Below are 24,239 nucleotides of genomic sequence, written 5' to 3' on the forward strand. Positions count from 1 at the left end.
CCGGCGTGATCGCGCCTAAGCAGCTCGTATCGCCAATCCGTCCACCCCGCGCCGTCATTCGCGGGGAGATCCAATGGGGTCTGCAAGCCGCGCTCGATCGCCGGGGTCTCGGTCCGGTGGCCGGGGTCGACGAGGCGGGCAGGGGAGCGTGTGCGGGCCCGCTGGTGGTCGCCGCCTGCGTACTGCGTCCCGGTGACGGTGCCAGGCTCCCCGAACTGACCGACTCCAAGCTCCTCACCGCCGCCGCGCGAGAGCGGGTCTACGACCGTGTGGTGGCTCGTGCACTCGACTACTCGATCGTGGTTGTCCCGACCGAAGAGGTCGATGCGATCGGGATCCACGTGACCAACGTCGAGGGCATGCGCAGGGCCGTGGCGAGCCTCGACCTTCGACCGGGGTACGTGCTGACGGACGGCTTCGGCGTCCCCGGCCTTCCGGCGCCCAGTATTCCGGTGATCAAGGGCGACCGTGCGGTGGCGTGTGTGGCGGCGGCGTCGGTACTGGCCAAGGTCACCAGGGACCGGCTCATGGCCGGCCTGCACGAGGAACACCCGGTGTACGGCTTCGACATCCACAAGGGGTACACCACGCCCGAGCACGGTGCCGCGCTCACCGAGCACGGTCCCAGCGAGGTGCACCGGTGGTCCTACGCGAACGTCGCGCGGGCAGCCGTCGCGCACGGCAGACGGCCGACGCGGCGGGTCATGCTCACCGCGGCGGCACTTCTGCGGATGTCGGGCGAGGCGGAACCCACAGTCGACGGTGATGTGGGTCAGAATGGTGCATCCGCCGTACAACGGCCGACCAGCTCGCGAGGAGGGGCGCGCATTTCATGAGCGCAGAGGATCTCGAGAAGTACGAGACCGAGATGGAGCTGTCGCTGTACCGGGAGTACCGCGACATCGTCAGCCAGTTCTCGTATGTGGTGGAGACCGAGCGCCGGTTCTACCTGGCCAACGCCGTGGACGTGCAGGTGCGTGACGGTGGCGGTGAGGTCTACTTCGAGGTACGGATGTCCGATGCCTGGGTGTGGGACATGTACCGGCCTGCTCGGTTCGTCAAGCATGTCCGGGTTATCACCTTCAAGGACGTGAACGTCGAGGAACTGGACAAACCCGATCTCCGGTTACCCGAGGACGGCCCGTTCACCGGCTAAGTTCACCAGCTGAGAGGTGTACTCGGCTCCCGAGCCTTCGTGAAACCGCGGATGTAGTGACATCCAGCGCCCCATGGGCAGCGAGAGTTGTCCACAACCCCCGACTTGTCCACAGTCCTGCGAACTGACCCTGGTTCTTGCGTCCACCCCACTGGCAGCGTCGATGGTGACCGAGCTGTGGCTGGCAGAACCTGGGGGTAGTGGTGGCGGGAACCATCGAGCGGGAAGCACCGGCGTCCGGCAACGGCCGTCCGGCGCACCTCGAACTGGGGCGTAGGGGGGAGGACCTGGCGGCCGAGTACCTGCGCGACCTCGGTCTCGTGGTACTCGGCCGGAACTGGCGTTGCCGCGACGGCGAACTCGACCTCATCACCACCGACGGGACGATAGTTGTCGTCTGCGAGGTTAAGACGCGCTCGGGGACCGGTTACGGGGCTCCTGAGGAGGCCGTCACTCCGGTGAAGGCGGCTCGCGTCCGGAGGCTGGCTTTCCGATGGCTGCGAGAGCAGCGAATCGGCTGGTGCACGGTCCGCTGTGACGTCGTGTCGGTTCTGCTCCGACCACATCGCCCGGCCGAGATCCGTCACCTGCCGGGGGTGTTGTGATGCCGCTGGCGCGCACCTGGTCGGTCGCGCTGCTCGGGGTCGAGGGCAGGCTCGTGGAGATCGAGGCGGACCTCGGCGCCGGGCTCCCCGGCGTCAAACTGCTCGGTCTGCCGGATCCCGGCCTGCGCGAGGCGAAGGACAGAGTCAAGGCGGCGGTACGCAACAGCGGGCTGGCCTGGCCCGATCGCCATGTCACGCTCGGTCTCTCGCCTGCCAACCTGCCCAAAGCAGGATCCGCCTACGACCTGGGGATCGCCGTCGCCGTGCTCGCGGCGGCCAGCATCGCGCCCGCCGAGAAGCTGCCCGGCACCGCCCTGCTGGGCGAACTGGCACTCGATGGACGGCTGCGCCCGGTGCGCGGCGTCCTCCCTGCGCTGCTCGCGGCCCACCGAGCCGGGCTCACCCGGGCGGTGGTGCCGGCGGAGTCACTGCCCGAGGCGGCACTCGTGGACGGGATGGAGGTCGGCGGCGCCAGCTGCCTGGCCGATGTGCTCGAGTGGCTCAGGCAGGAGCGGTCCCTGGACGCTCCTGGCCCACGTACCGGTGATGAACAGCGGCAGCAGGGGCCCGACCTCGCTGACGTCGTCGGCCAGCCCGAGGCCAGGTGGGCACTGGAGGTGGCCGCGGCGGGCGGGCACCACCTCCTGCTCACGGGGCCGCCGGGAATCGGCAAGACGATGCTCGCGCGACGCCTGCCGGGGCTGCTGCCGCTGCTCAGTCCCGCCGAATCCCTCGAGGTCACCGCGGTCCATTCGATCCACGGTTCGCTGGCGCCGACGTCTCCACTGGTGCGAGTGCCTCCGATCGTCGCGCCGCACCACTCGATCTCCGTGGCCGCGCTGATCGGCGGTGGGAGCGGGCTCGCTGTGCCAGGGGCGATCAGCAGGGCCCATCGCGGCGTTTTGTTCCTGGATGAGGCATGCGAGTTCGGTCCGCAACGGCTCGAGTCGCTGCGCACCGCGTTGGAGGAGGGCGAGGTGCGTATCGCGCGCCAACGGGGTGTCGCCCGCTATCCCGCACGATTCCAACTGGTCCTCGCCAGCAATCCGTGTCCCTGCGCTCCGGCGAGAGAGACGGACTGTGCCTGTTCGCCATCGGCGCGGCGCCGCTATCTGGCTCGGCTGTCCGGTCCGCTCCTGGATCGGGTGGACCTGCGGGTCCGGATGCGTCCCGTCACGGCGATCAGCAGCCTCGACGGGGGTGAACCAGAGAGCACAAAGGTCGTTCGCCAGCGCGTGCTGCAGGCGCGCGAGCGGGCCGCGCACCGCTGGGCGGGTCGGGGCTGGCAGCACAACGGCGAGGTGCCCGGCCCGGTGCTGCGGCGCGAGTTCACGCTGCCCACCTCGGCGACCGCGTTGCTCGAACGCGCGCTGCGCAGAGGCTCGCTGACCGCGCGGGGTGCCGATCGTTGTCTGCGAATCGCCTGGACGCTGAGTGACCTCGCCGGGACTCCCCGGCCGGACCCCGACCACGTCGCTGCCGCACTCGAGTTCCGGGACAGGAGAGCGGCATGAGCACGGTCGCGCCCACTGGCGAGGCGCGCCTCGCGCGGGCCTATCTGCTGCGGGTCGCGGAGCCGCCCGCGCCGGCGCTGGCCGCGTTCGTCGCGGCACGAGGGGCAGCCGAAGCGGCGGAGCGGGTACGTGCCGGTCAGGTGCCTGAGCTCGTGGCACAGGAGACCAGTGCCCGTCGGGAACTGGAGCTGGCCGAGCGTGATCTTGCCGAGGCCACGAGGCTCGGCATGCGGCTGATCACGCCGGAGGACGAGGAATGGCCGGCGTGGCCCCTGCTGTCGCTTGAGGTGGCGACCGGCAGGGGAGCGGGCGGGCTGGCGCCGCCGCTCGCGCTGTGGGGCCGCGGCGAGGGCAAACTCGACGTGCTCACGGAACGGGCCGTTGCCGTCGTTGGCGCCCGGGCGGCCACCGGGTACGGGGAGTACACGGCGGCCGAGTTCGGGCATGGGCTCGCCTGCGCCGGCATGACGGTTGTCTCCGGTGCGGCGTACGGCATCGACGGGGCCGCACACCGGGGTTGTCTCGCGGGCGAGGGGCCGACCATCGCGGTTCTCGGCTGCGGGCTGGACGCGGGCTACCCGGCCGGACACGTTGGGCTGCTCGACAGGGTGACCAGCAACGGCCTGGTGATCAGCGAGTATCCGCCCGGCACACCACCTGCCCGGCATCGTTTCCTGGTACGCAACCGGCTGATCGCCGCCCTCACCAGTGGAACCGTGGTCGTGGAGGCGGGCGGCCGCAGCGGAGCGCGCAACACGGCCGGACGAGCGAGCGCATTGGGCAAGGTAGTCATGGCGGTTCCTGGACCGGTCGGCTCCGTGCTGTCGGTGGGCTGTCACGCGCTCATCCGCGCTGCTGATGCGACTTTGGTGGCCTCGGTGGCCGACGTGCTGGACAGCGTCGGCCCACTGGGATCCGCTGTACCGGAAACGCCCCGGCCGAAACGCTCCACGGACGGACTCGGCCCGCAGGCCCTTCGCGTGTACGAGGCACTGGGCGGAAGGCAGGGAAAATCACCCGATCGTGTGGCGACCGAATCGGGAGTGCCGCTCCCGCGCGTTCGTGCGCTGTTACCGCAACTGGAGCTGGACGGGCTGGCCGAACGTTGCGAGAGCGGCTGGCGGCGGAACGGTCGAGGTGGGGGCGTCGCGGGGCGTGGCGATGCTTGACCGCAGCCCTCTGGTGGCGCAGCGTCCAGTGTTATGGCGTCCCTGTCACGACGAGCAGATCTGCTCCGCGTTCGGTCCCGGTTGCCGCGCGCCGCCGGCGAACTTGTCGCCGAGTACGAGCGGCACCTGACATTGGAGCGTGGGCTCTCCGCGCACACCGTGCGCGCCTACCTCGGCGATGTGGTGTCGTTTCTGGGATTCCTGCACGGAGTGAGCGAGAGCGAAAGCCGGGATGAGGAAATCCCCGGCGGCCGCTCGGTCGAAACCACACCCACCGATGACACCGCGGGCCCGCTGGACGGACTCGACATAGCGGAACTGCGGGCCTGGCTGGCCGGCCAGCGCGCCACCGGGTTGACCAGGGCCACACTGTCCCGGCGCGCGGCCGCCGTGCGCACCTTCACCGCATGGGCACACAAGCGGGGCGAACTCGCCACGGATCCAGGGTCGCGTCTGGTTGCCCCGCGTCCGCAGCGCACGTTGCCCGGGGTGCTGCGCCCTGGCGAAGCCGGTGCGGTGATGCGGGCGTCCAGTGCGGGAGCACGCGAGCGGGATCCGGTCGCGTTGCGTGACCACGCGCTGGTGGAGTTGCTCTACGCCACTGGTATCCGTGTGGCGGAGTTGTGCGGTCTGGACATCGGTGACCTCGACTTCGACCGGCGGGTGCTCCGGGTGCTCGGCAAGGGTTCACGTGAACGGACTGTGCCGTTCGGCGTTCCGGCCGCGGGAGCGGTACGCGACTGGATCGACGACGGGAGGCCGCACGTACTGGCGAACCGCGGGGTCACCTCGGCGGAACCGGCGTTGTTCCTGGGCGTCCGGGGCGCCAGGATGGATCCGAGGGCAGTGCGCCGGGTGGTGCATGACGCCGTGGATTCCGTGCAGGGAGCGGCGTCGATGGGGCCGCACGGCCTGCGCCACTCGGCGGCTACTCACCTACTGGAAGGGGGCGCTGACCTTCGCAGCGTTCAGGAATTACTCGGTCACGCTACGCTTGCGACGACGCAGCTCTACACTCACGTGACAGTCGAGCGGCTGAAGGCGATCCATGACCGAACCCACCCCCGAGCCCGATGAGGGTGTGCAGCCGACCTCGCACAAGCCGGGAGATCACCCTGACCGCGTTACTGCCTCCGAGAACACCGAGACCCGGGCCGTCATGACGGCCCAGTACGAGCTCGCCGAGAAGGGTGAGACCGAGAACGGTGATGTCGACGCCGGCATCCAGGCGTTGTGGCGGCAGTTCTCGTGTGCTCCTGAGCAGCGGCTTCGCGATCGGCTTGTGCTGCACTACGCGCCGCTGGTCAAGTACGTCGCTGGCCGGGTGGGTACGGGCCTGCCCACCCATGTGGACGTCGGCGACCTGGTGCAGTCCGGCATCTTCGGACTCGTCGACGCCATCGAGAAGTTCGATCCGGAACGCGGACTGCGGTTCGAGACCTACGCGATGCAGCGCATCCGGGGTGCGATCCTGGACGATCTGCGATCCCAGGACTGGGTACCGAGAGTGGTGCGCAGCCGCGCTCGCGAGGCCGAGCGCGCGCTTGAGCGGTTGGGGGCGCGGCTGCACCGCACACCCACGGACGCCGAGCTGGCCACCGAGCTCGGTATCACGGCGAACGACCTCCGGGATCTCTACGGTCAGTTGCGCCTGACCAGCGTGGTCGCGTTGGAAGACCTGGTCGCGGCGGGCAAGGACAGCGGTTCGCTGGTGGACACGCTGCCCGACGACGACGCCGTGGATCCGGTCGCCGTCCTGGTCGACCAGGACAATCGCCGGCAGCTGGCCGAGGCCATCGCGCAACTCAACGAGCGCGACCGGGTGGTCGTCAGCCTCTACTACTTCGAGAACCTCACTTTGGCCGAGATCGGGAAGGTCCTCGGAGTGACGGAGTCCCGGGTGAGCCAGTTACATACCCGCGCTGTGCTTCGGTTGCGTGCGAAACTGGTCGAGCAGGCCACCGTCTGAATCGCCTCGATGGGGCGTTCAGCCAGCCGCGTCCCATGGCTTCAGTCGCAGCCTGGTGTCCGGCCGGACCAGTCGCAGCGGGTTCAGGTAGTCACCCGCCCTGAGTGCGCCCCAGTGCAGGCAGGCGGCCACCGGGCAGTTCTCGTGGCCCGCGGTCACCTTGCCGATCACTTGTCCGCGGTAAATCTGTTCTCCGGTGCGTACCGCGGAGATCACCGGCTCGTAGGTGGTCCGCAGCTCGCCATCGTGGTCGATGGAAACCACTCCACGGCCCGCCACCGTGCCGGCGAATCGCACGGCGCCCTCGCCTGCGGCGAGAACCGGACGCCCCACCTCGGTTCCCAGGTCGACGCCACGGTGACCCGGTGCGTACGGATGCGCGGGTGCATCGAAGTTCCTGGTGACCGGCGGATCCGGAGACAGCGGCCAGTCGAAGCGCGGTTCGGGATCGCCGGGAGCGAAACGTACCGCCGCTGCCTGCGGGGTCAGCCACGACAGGACGAGGAGCGAGATCGTCAACAGCAGCGCGAGCGGTGAACGCCTCAGCCGCCGGTGGGCTTGGTCGATGGACATGGGCTCAAACTGCGGCCGGCGGCGGCCGCGTGGGGAGTGCCGCGCGAATCTGTGGACAACCGGACGCGTCAGGAACAACCAGGCGCCACGCCGTTTGCCAACCTGCGCCGCGCCCGCGACTACCGCGCTTTCCCGGGAAAGCGCGGTAGTCGCGGGCTCGGGGTGGGGGCGCTGTGACCTGGCCGGTATCGGTGCCGGTCGGGTGGCGTACAATCTGTACCGCAGTCTGTGCATGCACTGACTGACTCCGCAGTGCCGTGCGCATCCCGCCGGGATTTCAGCTGAAACTCCTGGTCAGCGGGACACACGACGTTCGGCGGTCCCCCCGGTTCCTTGACCGAGGGGTCCGAACGCCGGCGCGGCACCAGGGCGAACGGCTACCTGGCCGATCGCGACAAAACCGACCGCGCATGCCGGCGAACGCACGGCATGCCCAAGATAGAAGAGGTGCGAATCCGGCTATGGCCGTCGTCACCATGAAGCAGCTGCTCGACTCCGGCGTGCACTTCGGGCACCAGACCCGCCGCTGGAACCCGAAGATGAAGCGCTACATCTTCACCGAGCGCAACGGTATCTACATCATTGACCTGCAGCAGACGCTGACCTACATCGACCGCGCCTTCGAGTTCATCAAGGAGACGGTCGCGCACGGCGGCACGATCATGTTCGTGGGCACGAAGAAGCAGGCCCAGGAAGCGATCGCGGCCGAGGCCCTGCGCGTCGGCATGCCCTTCGTGAACCAGCGCTGGCTCGGCGGAATGCTGACCAACTTCCAGACCGTGCACCGCCGTCTCCAGCGGCTCAAGGAACTCGAGTCCATGGAGCAGACCGGCGGTTTCGTGGGCCTGAACAAGCGCGAGATCCTCACGCTCACCCGCGAGAAGGACAAGCTGGAGAAGACCCTCGGCGGTATCCGCGATATGTCCAAGGTGCCCAGCGCCGTGTGGATCGTGGACACCAAGAAGGAGCACATCGCCGTCGGTGAGGCGCGCAAGCTCAACATCCCGGTGGTCGCGATCCTGGACACCAACTGTGACCCGGACGAGGTCGACTACCCGATCCCGGGTAACGACGACGCGATCCGCTCCGCGGCGCTGCTGACCAAGGTCGTCGCCGAGGCCGCCGCGGCTGGCCTGATGGCCCGCTCGGGCCGCAACGGTTCCGCCGCCGACGGTCAGGACAAGCCGGAGCCGGGTGTGGCCTCGGACGAGCCGCTGGCCGAGTGGGAGAAGGAACTTCTCGCCGGCTCCGACTCCGCCGCTGGTGACGCCGAGAAGGCCGAGACCAGCGTCGAGGCCGCGACCCAGGAGACCGAGCAGCCCCAGCAGACCGAGCAGACCACCGCGTCCTGACGGCGGTTCGAACACCGACTTCGAGTTGCCCCGCGGCCGTCCCGGCGGCCGCGGGGCACAGCCACCAAACCATCCCGCGTACAGGGGAAAAGGAACGGAAACGCACGATGGCGAACTACACCGCGGCAGACGTGAAGCGCCTCCGCGAACTCACCGGTGCCGGCATGATGAACTGCAAGAAGGCACTGGAGGACAGCGACGGCGACTTCGACAAGGCCGTTGAGTTCCTGCGCATCAAGGGTGCCAAGGACGTCGGCAAGCGCGCTGAGCGCGCGACGGCCGAGGGCCTGGTCGCCGGCGAGGGCGGCGCGCTGATCGAACTGAACTCCGAGACGGACTTCGTCGCCAAGAACGCGGAGTTCCAGCAGTTGGCCGCGAGGATCGTCGAGGCGGCGAAGGCCACCAAGACCAGCGACGCCGAGCAGCTGAAGGCCGCCGACCTCGGCGGAAAGACGGTGGACGAGGCCGTGCAGGAGCTCGCCGCCAAGATCGGTGAGAAGCTCGAGCTGCGCAGGGCCGCCTACTTCGACGGCACCGTGTCCACCTACCTGCACCGCCGTGGCGCCGATCTGCCGCCCGCGGTCGGCGTGCTCGTCGAGTACACCGGTGAGGGTGACGCGGCCGCTGACGCCGCTCGTGGCGCCGCACTGCAGGTCGCCGCACTCAAGGCGAAGTTCCTCACCCGCGACGAGGTGCCCAGCGAGCTCGTGGACAACGAGTGGCGCATCGCCGAGCAGACCGCCCGCGAGGAGGGCAAGCCGGAGCAGGCTCTGCCCAAGATCATCGAGGGCAAGGTCAACGCCTTCTACAAGGACGCCGTGCTGCTCGACCAGCCCTCGGTGACCGACAACAAGAAGACGGTCAAGGCTCTGCTCGACGAGGCGGGTGTGACCGTCACCCGGTTCGTCCGCTTCGAGGTCGGCCAGCAGTAGACCGACGTACGCGACACGGACAGTGCCCCGTCTCCGGCAGCGTCGGGGACGGGGCACCGTCATGACAGATCCGGGTGTCCCGCCGAAGCAGGAGGCTGAGCTTAGACATGGGTGAAGATCGACCGGAGGGCGGCTACCGGCGAGTGCTGCTCAAACTGGGCGGCGAGATGTTGGGTGGCGGCGCGGTCGGTGTCGATCCCGATGTCGTGCACTCGGTGGCCGTGCAGATCGCGAACGTCGTTCGCGACGGAGTGCAGTTGGCCGTGGTGATCGGGGGCGGCAACTACTTCCGGGGAGCTGAACTCTCCCAGCGCGGCATGGACCGCGACCGGGCTGACTACATGGCGATGCTTGGCACGGTGATGAACTGCCTCGCGCTGCAGGACTTCCTGGAGAAGGAAGGCGTTCCGACCAGGGTGCAGAGTGCGATCACGATGGGGCAGGTCGCGGAGCCCTACATCCCCCGCCGGGCCGAGCGTCATCTGGAAAAGGGTCGCGTCGTGATCTTCGCGGCCGGTGTGGGAATGCCGTACTTCTCGACCGACACGGCCGCCGCGCAGCGTGCGCTGGAGATCGGTTGTGACGCGGTGCTGATGGCCAAGGCGGTGGACGGGGTGTACACCGCGGACCCGAAGACCGACCCGGGGGCCAAGATGTTCCACGAGATCACGCACCGGGAGGTGCTCGAGCGTGGCCTCAAGGTCGCCGACGCCACCGCCTTCAGTCTTTGCATGGACAACAACATGCCGATCATCGTCTTCAACCTGCTCACCGAGGGGAACATCGCCCGCGCGGTGAGTGGTGAGAGGATCGGCACATTGGTGAACACCCCCGCCGGTCGCATCCAGGTGTAGACCTGCTGGGATTCCGCCACAGCCAACGAGCAGCGCCACATGAGCAAGGAGTAGCCGTGATCGACGAGACCCTCCTCGACGCCGAGGAGAAGATGGAAAAAGCGGTGTCCGTCGCCAAGGAGGATCTGGCGTCGGTGCGGACCGGCCGTGCGACCCCGTCGATGTTCTCCCGGATCCACGTCGAGTACTACGGTGCTCTCACGCCGCTGAACCAGCTCGCGAGTGTGAGCATCCCGGAAGCACGCATGGCCGTCGTCAAGCCTTACGACGCCAGTCAGCTGGGCGAGATCGAGAAGGCGATCCGGGACTCCGATCTCGGTGTGAACCCGAGCAACGACGGCACCATCATCCGTATCTCCATTCCGCAGCTCACCGAGGAGCGGCGCAAGGAGATGGTGAAGGTCGCCAAGAGCAAGGGTGAGGACGCCAAGATCTCCATCCGTAGTGTGCGCCGCAAGGCCAAGGAGGAGCTCGACCGGATCGGCAAGGACGGCGAGGCAGGCGAGGACGAGGTCGCGCGTGCGGAGAAGGAGCTGCAGCACCTGACCGACAGCTACGTCTCCCAGGTCGAGGAGCTCGTGAAGCACAAAGAAGCCGAACTGCTCGAGGTGTGAGCGGGTGCCCGGGGCGGGAGTGAGCGTGAGCGAGGAGCGCGAGGGTGCCGAGGCATCCGACGGGCCCGGATCACCGGAAGGGGCGGCACAGCCGGCACAGCCTGTGGTGAACTCCTCGCGGGCGGGCAGGAATCTACCCGCCGCCATCGCGGTGGGAGTGGCACTCGGTGCGGCGATCCTGGTGTCGCTGTTCACCGTCCGGTTCCTGTTCATCGGAATCGTCGCCGCGGCGATCGCGCTCGGAACGATCGAGTTGGCCAGGGCGTTGCGCAAGGCGGCCGATATCCGGCTCGCGCTCGTACCTGTGCTCGTGGGCGGTCAGGCGACGATCTGGCTGGCCTGGCCATTCGGCCGCGAGGGCGCGCTCACCGCGTTCGTGCTCACCGTGTTCGCCTGCCTGTTCTGGCGGCTTCCGCGCGGCGCCGACGGTTATCTCCGTGATGTGGCCGCCTCCATCTTCGCCACCGCTTACCTGCCGCTGTTCGCGGCGTTCGCCGCGATGCTGGTGCCGCCAGAAGACGGCGTCGGACGGGTGCTCGCGTTCATGATCGGTGTGGTCGCGTCCGACACCGGCGGATACATCGCCGGGGTGCTCAGGGGAAAGCACCCGATGGCACCGTCGATCAGCCCGAAGAAGACCTGGGAGGGATTCGCGGGCTCGATGATCGCCGGCATCGGTGCCGGTGTACTGACACTCAGCGTGATTCTCGATGGCCAGGCCTGGCAGGGGGTCATCTTCGGCGCGGCCATCGTGCTCACCGCCACGCTCGGCGACCTCGTCGAGTCGCTGATCAAGCGGGACCTGGGGATCAAGGACATGGGCGACCTGCTGCCCGGCCATGGCGGGATCATGGACCGCCTCGATTCACTGCTGCCTTCGGCGGTCGTGTCCTGGCTGCTGCTCAGCGCGTTCCTCCCGTAGCGCTCGCGGGATGTCCCCAATGTGGCATTGGGGACGTTGAAGTTCCCCAATGCCACATTGGGGACATGTTCGGGAGTGGGGGACGGGGCTTCGTGCTGCGTGCGGCTGCTTTGGCGGGCGGGTGCCGTGTGGTGGGTTGAGCGCGCGGGGTCGCGTTGCCTCAGGCTGTGGTTTGTTGGCGGCACTGCGCGGGTTCCGTGCTGCGTGCGGTTCTTGCGGCGGGCGGTTTCGTTGTGGTGGGTTGAGCGCGCGGGGTCGCGTTGCCTCAGGCTGTGTTTGTTGGCAGCACTCCGCAGGCTCCGTGCTGCGTGCACCTCCTTCGGCGGGCGGCTTTCGTTGTGGTTTCTTTTCGTTGCCGCCTCAGTCGGTGTACGGATCGTCGACTTCCGCTCTGCCCCAGCCGTCGATCGGATTGCTGTGGTCGATCACCGAGAATGTGCCGCCACCGGGGTCGGCGAGTACCGCGGTCCGGCCGAAGGGCGTGTCGAACGGCGGCGCCACGACGCGCCCGCCCAGCTGTTCCGCGCGCACGGCGAGTGCGTCCGTGCCGACCGCTGGTTCCACCTCGAAGTAGACCATCCAGTGCGGCTGCGCGGTCGCCTGATACTCGGTCCCCATCACGTAGCGGTGGAGCACCGGCTGCTGCTCCAGGCGCCACTCCGCGTAGTCCAGACCCTCGGCGCCGATCTGCATACTGCTGTAGCCGAACAGCCGGCAGAAGAATCCGTCCGACGTGGGTCCGTCATGAGTGTTCAGCTCGGCACCGGCGAACATCCCCGGCGATCCGAAGCCGAAGTTCCACGAACTGGCCGGCTGCCACAGCACGACCGGAACACCACTGGGATCCACGACATGCAGAATGCTGCCCCTGCCCGGGATGTCGACCGGCCCCAGAGTGGTTCGGCCACCAAGGTGTTCGACCCATTCCGCTGCCGTAGCCGTGTTGTGCACGCAGAGGTGCAAGGTCCATCCCGGTGCCTGCCCCGCACCGGCGCGGTACATCCCGCCTGCGGGTAGCCCCGCGAGGTTCACCAGCGTGTAGCGGCCAGTGGCAGGGTCCGGTTTGTCCTGAAAGGTCCAGCCGAACAGACCCGAGTAGAAGTTCTGTGCCGCGGCCTCGTCCGGGGTGGCGAGTTCCACCCAGCATGGCGTTCCCGGCAGGAGGTCCGGCGTCGTGGCGGAAAGGTCGAGCGACATGATCATCACCTCCGGTGAGCCGACCATGTTACGACGTGGATTGGTTGTGGATGGCGGAAACTCACAGATCGACGTGATCCGGTGTCTCAGAGTGAGATCTCCCCGGATTGCCCCGGCTTACGCCTCGGGCGAATATGCTGGTCACGTGATCAGGTTTGTACGCAAGGCAGAAATCCTGCCCAGTCCCAACATCTGGTACCACCCGGAGGCGTACGAACAGGAGAACCACGCGCAGGACGTGGACGGGGACCTCTGGCGCATACTGCGAACCCAGTGCGACTGGGCGGGACGGGACGTCGTGGATGTCGGCTGCGGCGACGGTTTCCACCTGCCGCTGTTCGCCGAGACCGCCAGGTCTGTCGTGGGTGTCGAACCGCATCCGCCTCTGGTGCGGCGGGCACGTGGCCGGACGAACGGAATCGTTGGTATAGGCGTGAAACAGGGGCCCGCGCAACGGTTGCCGCTTCCGTCCGGCAGCGCCGATCTCGTTCATGCGCGCACGGCGTACTTTTTCGGCCCTGGCTGCGAACCCGGGCTCAGAGAAGCAGACCGGGTGCTACGCCAAGGGGGCACGCTGGCGATCGTCGATCTCGACGTGCGGCATTCCCCATACGGTGACTGGATGCGCGCCGATCTGCCCGACTACGACCCGGCCGAGGTCGACAGGTTCTTCGCGGAGCAGGGATTCCGGTGCGTCAGGGTGGAGACCCGGTGGGGCTTCGAGAACCTCGCGGCGGCGGAATCCGCTCTGCGGATCGAGTTCAGCCCAAAGGTCGCGGCAGGCGCCGTCCGGGAGGTGCTCCGGCGCAACGGTGGCCTTCCGGCGGGCCCGCTGACCATCCCGGTCGGCTATCGCGTGCTGTTGCGCGAGAAGCCTTCCGGGCTGGTCCGCTTGCCCCGCGCCGTTCACTTCGCGTCGGCCGGGCCGGATTCCTCGATCTCGCCCAGGATTCCGTAGAGCGACCTGCGAGCCTCGTTGATGACCGCGACGGCCTTCGACTTCTGAGTCGCTGACGCGGCCGCCCCAACCTGCTGCATCGCACCCATCAGCGCGCGCACGGCGTTGCCGAGTTCGACCTCGGCCGGGTCTGCCTCCTGAGCCATGTGCTCCCACGGCGGCGTGCTCTCCTGCTTCTCGACCGCGGCCCTGCCCTCGTCGGTGAGTTCGAACAGTCGCTTGCCGCCCGCCTCACTGCTCACCACGAGCCCCTCGTCGGCCAGCAGTTGCAGCGTCGGGTAGATCGAGCCGGGGCTCGGACGCCAGAGTCCGTTGCTGCGCTCGCCGATCTCGCTGATGATCTCGTATCCGTGCCGTGGCTGTTCCGCGAGCAGGGTCAGGATCGCCACCCTGATGTCCCCCCTTCGCCCGCGCCTCGCGCCGGGCCCCCTGCCACGGCCTCCGTGTGGTCCGCCCCATCCCGGCGGGACAGGCGGCATCGGCCCGAAGCCGCCGTGGCGGTGGGGCGAGCGGCGGTCTGTGCCGTGTTCCATGAACGGCAAGCGCATTCTTCGTTGTCCTCGCATTGTGTCAATCCTTTCGATGCTTCTTAGACTATCTCGACATGTCAACGATATATCGCCGACTATCGGCTGTCAAGGATGCCCGGTGGCCGAGGGGGCAGCGGCGGCGGCGTGGGACACTGGAGGAGCTATGACTGCCCTCCCCCTTGTTTTCGAAGCTCCCCGGCGCGGCATGCCGCCTCGGCATCTCGCGGACCTCACCGCGGCCGAGCGGGCCGAAGCCGTGGTCGCCCTCGGTGAGAAACCGTTTCGCGCCAAGCAGTTGTCGAACCACTACTTCGCTCGATTGACCGTCGATCCCGCCGAGATGACCGATATCCCGGCCGAATCCCGGGAGCGGCTGGTCGGCGACCTGATGCCACCCCTGCTCTCCGAGATCCGTTCGCTCGCCTGCGACGACGGCAGCACTCGGAAGATGCTCTGGCGCGCGCACGACGGCACGCTGCTGGAAAGCGTCCTGATGCGCTACCCCGACCGCGCGACGCTGTGCATCTCCAGCCAGGCAGGCTGCGGCATGGCCTGCCCGTTCTGCGCGACGGGCCAGGGCGGGCTGGAGCGCAACCTGTCCACGGCCGAGATCGTCGACCAGGTACGTTCCGCCGCCGCGGTCATGCGCGACGGCCTGATGCCAGGAGCGGACGGCGAGCCCAGCCCCGGCAGGCTGTCGAACATCGTCTTCATGGGCATGGGTGAGCCGTTGGCGAACTACAAGCGCGTGGTGGCAGCGGTGCGGCGGATCACCGAGCCCGCACCCGAGGGGCTGGGGATTTCGCAGCGGTCGGTGACGGTTTCGACCGTGGGTCTGGCGCCGGCGATCCGCAAGCTGGCGGACGAGAAGATGCAGGTGCGTCTGGCGTTGTCGTTGCATGCTCCGGACGACGAGTTGCGCGACGAGCTGGTGCCGGTGAACAACCGGTGGTCGATCGACGAGGTGCTGCAGGCCGCTCGGTACTACCTGGACGTGAGCGGGCGCAGGGTTTCCATCGAGTACGCGTTGATCAGGGACATGAACGACCATCCATGGCGGGCGGACCTGCTGGCCAAGGTGCTGCGCAAGCACCTCGGGCATTTGGTACACGTGAACGTGATCCCGCTGAACCCGACGCCGGGCTCGAAGTGGGACGCGTCGCCGAAGCCGGTGGAGCGGGAGTTCGTGCGCCGGGTGAATGCCGGGGGAGTGGCGTGCACGGTGCGTGACACCCGAGGCCAGGAGATCGCCGCGGCCTGCGGTCAACTCGCCGCCGAGGAGTAGCACGGCGTCTCGCGGCGATCGCGTGCGTGATGCGAGGCCACGTTCCCATCGGTGTCCTCGTATCCTGACGTTTGATCATGCTGGCGCGCCGAGAGGTCGAGGTCGATGGAAATCTGGGTCAACCCGGCGTGTTCCAAATGCCGGTCCGCGCAGTCACTGCTGGACGAGGCCGGCGCCGAATACACGGTGCGGCGCTACCTGGACGAGCCACCCACCGCGAGCGAGATCGACGAGGTGTTGCGGCGACTGGAACTGCAACCGTGGGACATCGCGCGTACGGGCGAGCCGGCAGCCGTCGAAATCGGGATGCGGAAGTGGCCCCGGACAGCGGCCGAGCGGGACCGATGGATCGAGGCGCTCGTCGCTCACCCGATCCTCATCCAGCGGCCGATCATCACCGCGGACGACGGCACGGCGGTCGTCGGCCGCACACCGGAAGCCGTCCGCTCGGTGCTGCCGTCCGATTGAGCGCCCCGGCTGAGCCGGCCGCGATCAGCCCTGGTCGGTCCGCGCCGTGTTCTTTCGCTCGGTGAGCTTCGGTACCCCACCCGTGATGCGGACGGTCACCTGGTTGTCGTTGTAGGTGTACGCCTCGTACTCGTACTCGATCCCGGTTCGCTCGACGTACTCCATCCATGCGCGGTACTCGTGGCGCTTCCAACCCGGATAGTTGAAGAACTCGTCGAAATGCACGATGCTGCCCTGGCGCAGCCGCGACCCGACGAGGTCGAGCACCGTTTTGGCCGAGCTGTACAGGTCGCTGTCGACGTGCAGGAAGTCGACGTGGCCGGGATGTGCCTCGAGGAAGCCGGGCAGGCTGTCGGCGAACAACCCGACGACGAGTTCCGCACCCGGCACGTCCGGCAGGTTGTCGCGGGCGAACGCACCCGCGGGTAGCCCGTTGAGCCAGGCTTCCGGCAGCCCCTCGAACGAGTCGAAGCCGTAGACCTCGGCGCCACCCCTTGCCCTGGCGATCGCCCGCAGCGTGTTCCCGGTCGCCACACCGAATTCGAGGGCCATGCCGCCGGTGGGCGCCAGTGACAGGGCGTGGGCAAGGGTTTCCGGTGGGCTGCCGAAATGTCGAGCGCCGATCAGGTTCTCCCTCGCGAAGACATTGCTCTCCAGCGCGGCGTCCTGATCACCCGCGTAGACGATGTCGCGGCGGGTGCGAATCTCGAACTCGACCACCCGGTCGACGAGCCGGTCGCCCTGCCGGACGATCTCCTCCCGGAGCGTTTCCGTCATCCGGCTGACCTCCTCGGCGCACGGATCGTGCAACCGGGTGGCCAGCCGGTTCAGCCCGTGACTGGCCCGGTGGCGCAGGGCACGGGTGACAGCGCCCGCGATCGATCGTTGCTGGTGTCGCTTGTCCATTGCGAGAAGGTACCCAACGCCGCCGCCCCGCGCAGTGGTCGCGCCGGGGCGCGCACACTCGGTGGTCCACAGTGGACTCGTGGCGGATCAGGACCGGAGCGGCAGGTTCACCAACGCTCGCCGGGGTAACGGGAGTAAGTCTGCTGCTCGGGCGGTGGCGCCTGCCGGAACAGATGATCGAGGGCCTCTGCGTACTGCCGGGCGATCACGTCGTGTGCACGCCGCACAGCCTCGTCCAGCCCGGCCAGGAACTCGCTGTCAGACTCCATGTGAGTGTCGTCCTCCGAGAGCGGGGAGCGGAACCGTCACACTCCATGTTCCCGGTAACGCACCCGGGTACTCCACCCCCGACCGGCGGCAACTCGAATCGGCCGGTTCCCGGTGACTACCTGCGCCAGGCGGTGCGCTGCTTGCGCATGTCCAGCAGCAATGCGGCGATCAGGCCGAGGCCGATGCCGATCAGCCAGACGTTCTCGGTGTTCGTCTCGTGGTTTCCGATCAACATGGCGAACATGGCGAATGCGGTGAACCAGCCCGCGACCCGTGCCGCCTTCGGGAAGCCACCGTGCCAGCCCCATTCGGCCGACGGCTCGTCACGCGGGTCCACGTTGCTCACGCCCGCCTGCTGCCGCTTCTCGACCGCCTTGCCCGCCACGATCACTCCTCGCCACCACAGACACCGATACCGCCACGATGATTCCACACCGGTTGAGCGACTCGGCCACGGCCCGGCAGTGGTGTTCGCGACAATGGACCCGATGAACTCACACAGCACCCCGCCCCGCAGCGTGCTCGTCCTCGGCTCGACCGGCTCGATCGGCACCCAGGCGCTGGATGTCGCCGCTCGCGACCCGGGCCTGTTCCGGATCGCCGGGATCGCGGCCGGCGGCTCCGATCCGGCGATGCTCGCGGCCCAGGCGATCGCCCACTCCGTCGACGCTGTCGCCGTGACCAGGCCGACCGTGGTGGAGGATCTGCAGCTCGCGCTGTACGCCGAGGCGCAGCGGCGGGGTTACTCCCGTGGCGAGTTCCGGCTCCCGCGCATCTTCGCGGGGGCCGATTCGGTGGGCGAGCTGATCAACGCCGTGCCGGTGGACACCGTGCTCAACGCCCTGCCCGGATCGCAGGGACTCGCCCCGACGCTGCAGGCACTTGGCACCGGCGCCACGCTCGCGCTGGCGAACAAGGAGTCGCTGATCGCGGGGGGCCCGCTGGTACTCGCGGCGGCCGGTCCGGGGCAACTCGTGCCGGTGGACTCCGAGCACTCGGCGATGGCGCAGGCGCTGCGCGGCGGGCGGGCCGAGGAGGTGGACCGCCTCGTGCTGACCGCGTCCGGCGGGCCCTTCCGCGGCCGGAGCCGGGAGCAGCTGGCCGGGGTCACCATCGACGACGCGCTCGCGCATCCGACCTGGGCGATGGGTCGGCTGATCACCATCAACTCGGCCACCCTGGTGAACAAGGGGCTCGAACTCATCGAGGCCAGGCTGCTGTTCGACGTTCCGTGTGACCGGATCGACGTGGTCGTGCACCCGCAGTCGATCGTGCATTCGATGGTGACCTTCGTCGACGGTTCCACCCTTGCCCAGGCCAGCCCGCCGGACATGCGCCTGCCCATCGCACTAGCGCTGAACTGGCCGGACCGGGTCGCGGGTGCGGCCGCGGCATGTCGCTGGGACGCGCCGTCGGCCTGGACCTTCGAGCCACTCGACGACGCCGCCTTCCCCGCCGTGGAGCTCGCCCGGCACGCCGGTACCGTCGGCGGATGCCTACCGGCGGTCTTCAATGCCGCGAACGAGGTGATGGTGGCCGCCTTCCTCGCACAGAACGCCAGCTTCACGTCCATCGTGGACACTATTTCCCAGGTGGTGACTGCCGCCGACCAGTGGCATAGCGAGCCACGTGACGTGGACGACGTCTTCGCGGCTGAACGGTGGGCGAGGGTGCACGCGGCTGAGATCGCCGGTATCGAGATCGACACGGAGGGGAAGTAGCGGGTGGCCGCGTACATATTCGGAGTGGTGCTGTTCGCGCTGGGCATCTGTGTGTCGGTCGCGTTACACGAAGCGGGCCACATGGTCACCGCGAAGATGTTCGGCATGAAGGTGCGCCGCTACTTCGTGGGCTTCGGCCCGACGGTGTTCTCCTTCCGCCGGGGTGAGACCGAGTACGGCCTGAAGTGGATCCCGCTCGGTGGCTTCTGTGACATCGCGGGCATGACGGCCCTGGACGAGGTCACCCCGGACGAGTCGCCTCGCGCGATGTGGCGGTACAAGACCTGGAAGCGCACGGTGGTGCTGGCCGCCGGCTCGGCCACCCACTTCATCCTCGGCTTCATCGTGCTCTACCTGATGGCCGCCACCATGGGGCTGCCGAACTTCCTCGGCACGCCGCAGGTGGATTCGGTGTCGCAGTGTGTGCAGAACTCCACCTCCAACCAGGACTACCAGAACCCGGACTGCGCCCCCGGGGACCCGGCGCCCGCGCTGTCCGCCGGAATGCAGCCAGGGGACGTGATCGTGTCGGTCAACGGCTCCGCGACCCCGACCTACTCCGACGTGGTCGAGCAGGTCCGGCCGTTGTCCGGGCCGACTGAGTTCGAGGTCCGCCGCGACGGCGACGTCGTCCCGCTACAGGTGGATGTGACCAAGGTCGCCCGTCCCGTACTCGATGCGGACAACCCGGATGCGCCGCCGAAGATCGTCGAGGTCGGTTCGATCGGGGTGACGTTCCCGAGCACCTTCCAGTACGGGCCGGTCGAGGCGATCGGTGGTGCGTTCACCTTCACCGGGGACATGTTCGTCCAGACCTGGCATCGCCTGCTGGAGTTCCCCGAGCGCATCCCGGCTGTGGTGGAGTCCATCTTCGGTGCGGAACGGGACCCGAACACGCCGGTCAGCGTCGTGGGTGCGAGCCGGATCGGTGGCGAGGCCGTGGAGGACGGGCTGTGGATCCTCTTCCTGTTCCTGCTGGCCAGCCTGAACTTCTTCGTCGGTGTGTTCAACCTGTTGCCGCTGCTGCCGCTCGACGGCGGGCATATCGCCGTGACCTGGTACGAGCGGGTTCGCGACGCACTGCGCAGGATGCGGGGCAAGGCGGCAGCCGGGCCGGTGGACTATACGAAACTATCCGCCGTGACGATGGTGCTCGTGCTCGTCGGCGGAGCCGTGGTGCTGCTCACCGTGACCGCGGACATCGTCAACCCCATCAAAATCTCTCCATAGCGACTTCGCTGTATCGTTGGGGTTGGTCTCATTCGCCCATCGGTTGCAGAGGATTCGATGACTGTCGGACTTGGTTTGCCCGCAATGCCTCCCCCTGTGTTGGCGCCGCGGCGTGCGACACGTCAGTTGCAGGTCGGGTCGGTCGGAGTCGGGAGCGAGTTCCCGATCTCCGTGCAGTCCATGACCACGACGGTCACCTCGGACGTCAACGCGACGCTGCAGCAGATCGCCGAGCTGACGGCGGCGGGCTGCGACATCGTGCGCGTGGCCTGCCCGAGCGCGGACGATGCCGAGGCCCTGCCCGCCATCGCGCAGAAGTCGCAGATCCCGGTGATCGCCGATATCCACTTCCAGCCCAAGTACGTGTTCGCCGCCATCGAGGCCGGTTGCGCCGCGGTGCGGGTGAATCCGGGCAACATCCGCAAGTTCGACGACCAGGTCAAGGAGATCGCGCGGGCGGCCAAGGACCACGGCACCCCGATCCGGATCGGGGTCAACGCAGGTTCGCTGGACAAGCGGCTGATGGAGAAGTACGGCAAGGCGACGCCGGAGGCGCTGGCCGAGTCGGCCCTGTGGGAGGCGAGCCTGTTCGCCGAGCACGACTTCCACGACGTGAAGATCTCGGTGAAGCACAACGACCCTGTCGTGATGGTCCGGGCGTACGAGTTGCTCGCCGAGCAGTGCGATTACCCGCTGCACCTCGGTGTGACCGAGGCCGGTCCGGCGTTCCAGGGCACCATCAAGTCGGCGGTCGCGTTCGGCGCGCTGCTGCGCCAGGGCATCGGCGACACGATCCGGGTGTCGCTGTCGGCGCCGCCGGTCGAGGAGGTCAAGGTCGGCACGCAGATCCTGCAGTCGCTGAACCTGCGGCCGCGCAAGCTGGAGATCGTGTCCTGCCCGTCGTGCGGGCGTGCGCAGGTGGACGTGTACAAGCTGGCCGACGAGGTCACCGCGGGGCTGGAGGGTATGGAGGTCCCGCTGCGCGTCGCGGTGATGGGTTGTGTGGTCAACGGCCCGGGCGAGGCCCGCGAGGCCGACCTCGGTGTCGCCTCCGGCAACGGCAAGGGCCAGATCTTCGTCAAGGGTGAGGTCATCAAGACCGTCCCCGAGCACCAGATCGTGGAAACCCTCATCGAGGAAGCGATGCGCATCGCCGAGGAGAGCGAGGACAGCGGGGACGCCGCCACGGGCGAGCCACAGGTCACCGTCGGCTGACCTGCCCTCGCGCCGACCGGCTCTAAACTGGGCCAGTGGTCGACGAGTGGGCCGTCCGGCAGCCGCATCCGGCACTGCGGCCGTTCATCAGCCGCTACATCGGATATCGCCGGCACGAGGTGACGCCGCGCGTGCACCGAGGGCTGCCGTCGCGCTACGCCACACTGGTCATCAGTCTCGAGCAACCGGTACGCATGGCCCGCGTGGATCAGCCCGGGCGGGGGTTGCAGGCGCTGGTCGGCGGCATACACCTGGCTCCGATGCTGATCGAGCAGGACCGCTCCCAGACCGGCCTGCATCTCCAACTCAACCCACTCGGCACCCGAATGCTGCTCGGCTTTCCCGCGGCCGAGTTGAGCGGCGTTGTGGCCGATCTCGCCGATCTCGGGTCGCCGGGGCTGGTGGCCCTGCCGGACCGGCTCGCCGCGACGAACAGCTGGCGACGGCGGTTCGCGATCCTCGACGAGGTGTTCCTGGCGCATCTGGCTGCCGTCGCCCCGGCCAGGGCTTCGCCTCCCGAGGTCGGACAGGCCTGGCGCAGGCTGCTCACGGCGGGAGGCGGAGTCAGGGTCGGCGCGCTTGCCGAGGAGGTGGGCTGGAGCGGACGTCATCTCACCGAGCGGTTCCGGCGAGAGCTGGGTCTCACGCCGAAGCAGGCGGCACGAGTGCTGCGGTTCGAGCGCGCGGGTGCCCTGTTGCGACAACACGGACCGGGGGACCTCGCCGGTGTCGCTGTCGCCTGTGGCTACTACGACCAGGCGCACCTGAGCAACGAGTGGCGGGCGCTGGCGGGCTGTTCGCCCGGAACCTGGATCGCCGAGGAACTCCCGGCGCTCCAAGATCTCGCCGGGACAGCGGACGAGAAGTACCAGGGCACCTGATCGAACAGGGACCCAGCGTGTCGGGACGAAACTTTTCCGTTACCGCGAATTATCTGGCAGTCTTAGTAGCGTGTTGCGGCTAGCTGGTGCGCGGCTGCTCGATGATCGGGACTACCCGGCGGTTCGTGCCGCGCTGGCGGCAGACCCGGTCGGTAGCTGCATGGTGTCCGCCCGGGTGGAGGTGGCCGGGCTCGATCCGTGGCGCCTTGGTGGCGAGATCTGGGCGGCGGACGCCCGGGCGGGGCGCTCGGGGCGGCTGCACGGCCTCTGCTTCTCCGGCCCCAACCTCATCCCGCTGCGGGGTAACGCCGCCGCACTCCGTTCGTTCGCCGACCGCGCGTTGCGCCGCCAGCGCACCTGTTCCTCACTGGTCGGTCCCGCGGAGCAGGTGCTCGGTTTGTGGGAGGAACTCTCCGTGGAGTGGGGACCCGCCAGGGAGATCCGCCAGGACCAGCCGCTGATGGCCCTGGACGGGCTGCCCACACTGCCGGCCGACCCGTTCGTGCGTCCGGTGCGCCCGGATGAGCTCGACCGATACCTGCCCGCCGCGATCGACATGTTCATCGAGGAGGTGGGGGTCGATCCGCGCAGCGGCGACGGCGGGACCAGCTACCGCTCCAGGGTGGCGGAACTGATCGCGGGTGGCCGGGCGTTCGCCAGGTTCGAGGGTGGCGAAGTCGTCTTCAAGGCCGAGGTCGGCGCGCTTTCCAGCACAGTGGGGCAGATCCAGGGAGTCTGGGTACACCCGGACAGGCGCGGTCACGGCCTCGGTACGGCGGGCACGGCGGCGGTGGTCAACCGGCTGGTCCGGGGAATGGGGCGGACGGCGAGCCTCTACGTCAACTCCTTCAATGCCCCCGCACTCGCGGCCTACCGCAAGATCGGTTTCCGGCAGGTCGGCCGGTATGCGACCGTGCTGTTCTGAGCGCGACTGTTCTGGAGTGTGATGTTCGTCCGCGCTCCGGTGTTCCGACCACGGGCGGCGGGGTGTGCCTTCGGGGATCGTCGTAGGGTGGAGGCATGCCCGTTCGTGCCCCGTTGAAGCCTGGCGTGCAGACGCCGCGCCGTGCCGTTCCCGCCAGCATCGCCCGTCCCGAGTACGTGGACCGGCCCGCGCCCAAGCGGGACACCGGCAACGGTGTCCGGACCCCGGAGATCATCGAGGCCATGCGCGTGGCCGGCAGGATCGCCGCGCAGGCGCTCGAGGAGGGCGGCAAGGCCGTCAAGCCGGGCAACACCACCGACGATGTCGACAAGGTGATTCACGAGTTCCTGCTCGATCACAACGCCTATCCGTCGACGCTGGGCTACCGGAAATTCCCGAAGTCCTGCTGCACCTCGCTCAACGAGGTGATCTGTCACGGTATCCCCGACTCGACGGTGATCGAGGACGGTGACATCTGCAATATCGACGTCACCGCCTACATCGGCGGGGTGCATGGCGATACGAACGCCACCTTCCTCGCCGGGGACGTGGACGAGGAGGTTCGGCTGCTCGTCGAGCGCACCCGCGAGGCCACCGCCCGCGCGATCAAGGCGGTGCGTCCCGGCCGTCAGCTCAACGTCATCGGCAGGGTCATCGAGGCCTACGCGAAGCGGTTCGGCTACGGCGTCGTCCGGGACTTCACCGGCCACGGTGTCGGCCCCGCCTTCCACACCGCCCCCACCGTGCTGCACTACGAGGAGCCCTCGGTGACCACCATCATCGAGGAGGGCATGACCTTCACGATCGAACCGATGATCACACTCGGGACGATCGACTACGACGTCTGGGCCGATGACTGGACCGTCACCACCAAGGACAAGAAGTGGACGGCGCAGTTCGAGCACACCCTCCTGGTGACCGACTCCGGCGCGGAGATTCTCACCCTGCCGTAGGTGGATGATCCCTACACGGATCGGTCCAGGGTTGTAGGTC

27 protein-coding genes are annotated in these 24,239 nt (G+C 68.3%); 21 read left to right on the plus strand and 6 right to left on the minus strand.

Annotated features, from left to right (window positions below; genetic code table 11):
* Positions 1-5 precede the first annotated feature (5 nt).
* The 7 genes from D0C15_RS21170 (at position 6) to D0C15_RS21200 (ending at position 6,413) form a co-directional block, all read left to right on the plus strand.
* Positions 6-836 (plus strand): ribonuclease HII, encoded by an 831-nt coding sequence (locus D0C15_RS21170; RefSeq protein WP_245976080.1) that lies wholly within the window; start codon positions 6-8, stop codon positions 834-836.
* A complete protein-coding gene (locus D0C15_RS21175) occupies positions 833-1,156 on the plus strand; it encodes a DUF2469 domain-containing protein (protein WP_116048310.1) in 324 nt (107 codons plus the stop codon). Before D0C15_RS21170 ends, D0C15_RS21175 begins: the two co-directional genes overlap by 4 nt.
* A 203-nt stretch (positions 1,157-1,359) precedes the next feature.
* The gene (locus tag D0C15_RS21180; protein ID WP_245976090.1) at positions 1,360-1,761 is read left to right on the plus strand and encodes a YraN family protein; all 402 of its coding nucleotides are present in this window, start codon (positions 1,360-1,362) and stop codon (positions 1,759-1,761) included.
* The gene (locus tag D0C15_RS21185; RefSeq protein WP_116048313.1) at positions 1,761-3,275 is read left to right on the plus strand and encodes a YifB family Mg chelatase-like AAA ATPase; all 1,515 of its coding nucleotides are present in this window, start codon (positions 1,761-1,763) and stop codon (positions 3,273-3,275) included. Before D0C15_RS21180 ends, D0C15_RS21185 begins: the two co-directional genes overlap by 1 nt.
* Entirely contained in the window at positions 3,272-4,444 is a 1,173-nt protein-coding gene (gene dprA, locus D0C15_RS21190; protein WP_116048316.1) for a DNA-processing protein DprA, read from the plus strand. The genes D0C15_RS21185 and dprA overlap by 4 nt, the downstream gene beginning before the upstream one ends.
* A 33-nt stretch (positions 4,445-4,477) precedes the next feature.
* Complete coding sequence (locus D0C15_RS21195) at positions 4,478-5,521, plus strand: tyrosine recombinase XerC (protein WP_116048318.1); 1,044 nt, start codon at positions 4,478-4,480, stop codon at positions 5,519-5,521.
* Entirely contained in the window at positions 5,493-6,413 is a 921-nt protein-coding gene (locus tag D0C15_RS21200; protein WP_116048320.1) for a FliA/WhiG family RNA polymerase sigma factor, read from the plus strand. Before D0C15_RS21195 ends, D0C15_RS21200 begins: the two co-directional genes overlap by 29 nt.
* Positions 6,414-6,431: 18 nt before the next feature.
* On the opposite strand, the gene D0C15_RS21205 is transcribed toward D0C15_RS21200, so the two are convergent.
* Entirely contained in the window at positions 6,432-6,986 is a 555-nt protein-coding gene (locus D0C15_RS21205; RefSeq protein WP_116048322.1) for a M23 family metallopeptidase, read from the minus strand.
* Between the two features lie 461 nt (positions 6,987-7,447).
* Between D0C15_RS21205 and rpsB the strand changes: the two genes are divergently transcribed.
* The 5 genes from rpsB (at position 7,448) to D0C15_RS21230 (ending at position 11,660) form a co-directional block, all read left to right on the plus strand.
* The gene (gene rpsB, locus D0C15_RS21210; protein WP_116048324.1) at positions 7,448-8,338 is read left to right on the plus strand and encodes a 30S ribosomal protein S2; all 891 of its coding nucleotides are present in this window, start codon (positions 7,448-7,450) and stop codon (positions 8,336-8,338) included.
* Positions 8,339-8,445: 107 nt separating this feature from the next.
* Positions 8,446-9,270, plus strand: a complete 825-nt coding sequence (gene tsf / locus D0C15_RS21215; RefSeq protein WP_116048326.1) for a translation elongation factor Ts — start codon at positions 8,446-8,448, stop codon at positions 9,268-9,270.
* Positions 9,271-9,377: 107 nt separating this feature from the next.
* The gene (gene pyrH, locus D0C15_RS21220; RefSeq protein ID WP_116048328.1) at positions 9,378-10,124 is read left to right on the plus strand and encodes a UMP kinase; all 747 of its coding nucleotides are present in this window, start codon (positions 9,378-9,380) and stop codon (positions 10,122-10,124) included.
* A gap of 56 nt (positions 10,125-10,180) precedes the next feature.
* Entirely contained in the window at positions 10,181-10,738 is a 558-nt protein-coding gene (frr, locus tag D0C15_RS21225) for a ribosome recycling factor (RefSeq protein WP_116048330.1), read from the plus strand.
* 103 nt (positions 10,739-10,841) lie between these two features.
* A complete protein-coding gene (locus tag D0C15_RS21230) occupies positions 10,842-11,660 on the plus strand; it encodes a phosphatidate cytidylyltransferase (protein WP_116048397.1) in 819 nt (272 codons plus the stop codon).
* 360 nt (positions 11,661-12,020) lie between these two features.
* On the opposite strand, the gene D0C15_RS21235 is transcribed toward D0C15_RS21230, so the two are convergent.
* A complete protein-coding gene (locus D0C15_RS21235) occupies positions 12,021-12,857 on the minus strand; it encodes a VOC family protein (protein ID WP_116048332.1) in 837 nt (278 codons plus the stop codon).
* 145 nt (positions 12,858-13,002) lie between these two features.
* On the opposite strand from D0C15_RS21235, the gene D0C15_RS21240 reads away from it, so the two are divergent.
* A complete protein-coding gene (locus tag D0C15_RS21240) occupies positions 13,003-13,815 on the plus strand; it encodes a class I SAM-dependent methyltransferase (RefSeq protein ID WP_162830178.1) in 813 nt (270 codons plus the stop codon).
* Here the strand turns inward: D0C15_RS21240 and D0C15_RS21245 are convergent.
* Positions 13,764-14,204 carry a PadR family transcriptional regulator gene (locus D0C15_RS21245; RefSeq protein ID WP_245976082.1) on the minus strand — a complete coding sequence of 147 codons (441 nt, stop codon included), beginning with the start codon at positions 14,202-14,204 and terminating at the stop codon, positions 13,764-13,766. The two genes, D0C15_RS21240 and D0C15_RS21245, sit on opposite strands and share 52 nt — an antisense overlap.
* A 304-nt stretch (positions 14,205-14,508) precedes the next feature.
* Here D0C15_RS21245 and rlmN point away from each other — a divergent pair, with 304 nt between their 5' ends.
* Entirely contained in the window at positions 14,509-15,630 is a 1,122-nt protein-coding gene (gene rlmN / locus D0C15_RS21250) for a dual-specificity RNA methyltransferase RlmN (RefSeq protein ID WP_116048336.1), read from the plus strand.
* Positions 15,631-15,735: 105 nt separating this feature from the next.
* Positions 15,736-16,098 carry an arsenate reductase family protein gene (locus tag D0C15_RS21255; RefSeq protein WP_116048338.1) on the plus strand — a complete coding sequence of 121 codons (363 nt, stop codon included), beginning with the start codon at positions 15,736-15,738 and terminating at the stop codon, positions 16,096-16,098.
* Between the two features lie 24 nt (positions 16,099-16,122).
* On the opposite strand, the gene D0C15_RS21260 is transcribed toward D0C15_RS21255, so the two are convergent.
* The 3 genes from D0C15_RS21260 to D0C15_RS21265 form a co-directional block, all read right to left on the minus strand.
* Positions 16,123-17,004, minus strand: a complete 882-nt coding sequence (locus D0C15_RS21260; RefSeq protein WP_116048340.1) for a class I SAM-dependent methyltransferase — start codon at positions 17,002-17,004, stop codon at positions 16,123-16,125.
* A 107-nt stretch (positions 17,005-17,111) separates the two neighbouring features.
* Entirely contained in the window at positions 17,112-17,273 is a 162-nt protein-coding gene (locus tag D0C15_RS34230; protein ID WP_162830180.1) for a hypothetical protein, read from the minus strand.
* Between the two features lie 116 nt (positions 17,274-17,389).
* Complete coding sequence (locus D0C15_RS21265; protein ID WP_116048402.1) at positions 17,390-17,659, minus strand: DUF2631 domain-containing protein; 270 nt, start codon at positions 17,657-17,659, stop codon at positions 17,390-17,392.
* A 103-nt stretch (positions 17,660-17,762) separates the two neighbouring features.
* On the opposite strand from D0C15_RS21265, the gene dxr reads away from it, so the two are divergent.
* The 6 genes from dxr to map all read left to right on the plus strand — a co-directional run bounded on the left by dxr (position 17,763) and on the right by map (position 24,199).
* Complete coding sequence (gene dxr / locus D0C15_RS21270; RefSeq protein WP_116048405.1) at positions 17,763-18,995, plus strand: 1-deoxy-D-xylulose-5-phosphate reductoisomerase; 1,233 nt, start codon at positions 17,763-17,765, stop codon at positions 18,993-18,995.
* Positions 18,996-18,998: 3 nt separating this feature from the next.
* The gene (locus tag D0C15_RS21275; RefSeq protein ID WP_116048342.1) at positions 18,999-20,225 is read left to right on the plus strand and encodes a M50 family metallopeptidase; all 1,227 of its coding nucleotides are present in this window, start codon (positions 18,999-19,001) and stop codon (positions 20,223-20,225) included.
* 57 nt (positions 20,226-20,282) lie between these two features.
* Positions 20,283-21,440 carry a flavodoxin-dependent (E)-4-hydroxy-3-methylbut-2-enyl-diphosphate synthase gene (gene ispG / locus D0C15_RS21280; RefSeq protein ID WP_116048344.1) on the plus strand — a complete coding sequence of 386 codons (1,158 nt, stop codon included), beginning with the start codon at positions 20,283-20,285 and terminating at the stop codon, positions 21,438-21,440.
* 35 nt (positions 21,441-21,475) lie between these two features.
* Entirely contained in the window at positions 21,476-22,321 is an 846-nt protein-coding gene (locus D0C15_RS21285; protein ID WP_116048348.1) for an AraC family transcriptional regulator, read from the plus strand.
* A 70-nt stretch (positions 22,322-22,391) separates the two neighbouring features.
* A complete protein-coding gene (locus tag D0C15_RS21290; RefSeq protein ID WP_116048350.1) occupies positions 22,392-23,246 on the plus strand; it encodes a GNAT family N-acetyltransferase in 855 nt (284 codons plus the stop codon).
* A 95-nt stretch (positions 23,247-23,341) separates the two neighbouring features.
* Positions 23,342-24,199, plus strand: coding sequence for a type I methionyl aminopeptidase (map, locus tag D0C15_RS21295; protein WP_116048352.1), 858 nt, complete (start codon positions 23,342-23,344; stop codon positions 24,197-24,199).
* Positions 24,200-24,239 lie beyond the last annotated feature (40 nt).

The sequence above is a fragment of the Amycolatopsis palatopharyngis genome (assembly GCF_003385185.1).
Lineage (GTDB): Bacteria > Actinomycetota > Actinomycetes > Mycobacteriales > Pseudonocardiaceae > Amycolatopsis > Amycolatopsis palatopharyngis.